Origin of the sequence: Salmonella sp. SAL4457, assembly GCF_046548235.1 — a bacterium.
GTDB classification, from domain to species: Bacteria; Pseudomonadota; Gammaproteobacteria; order Enterobacterales; family Enterobacteriaceae; genus Salmonella; species Salmonella enterica.
In genome coordinates, this window is record NZ_JBGDZO010000312.1 from 1 (window position 1) to 293 (window position 293).

The following is a 293-nucleotide window of genomic DNA, read 5'->3' on the forward strand; positions in this document are numbered from 1 at the left end:
GACGCTGGGTAGTATCGGGGCGCACGGCAACGTGGTGATCGGCGGCTCGGGGACGGTACTCATCGGCGACGTCTTCACGCCCGCCCCGCGCGCTCCCGCCCTTCCCCTTAACCGCAACAGCGTGCCCTGTTCCGGGCGCTTCCAGCTCATCGACCACGAAACGGGCAAGCCCGTCGCCGGACGCCGGGTCAGGGTCTGGTCGAGTGGCGGCTGGAATGCGTTCGACACCACGGATGCCGACGGCATGACCTCCTGGATCGAGCGCCCCACCGCGGAGATCCTCTACATCGACC

General features: G+C 68.6%; 1 protein-coding gene. It reads left to right on the top strand.

The window, feature by feature from the left end; translation table 11 throughout:
- Positions 1-293 (top strand): hypothetical protein (locus ACLJNW_RS24425; protein ID WP_410961247.1); only part of this gene is annotated, 293 nt, incomplete at both ends.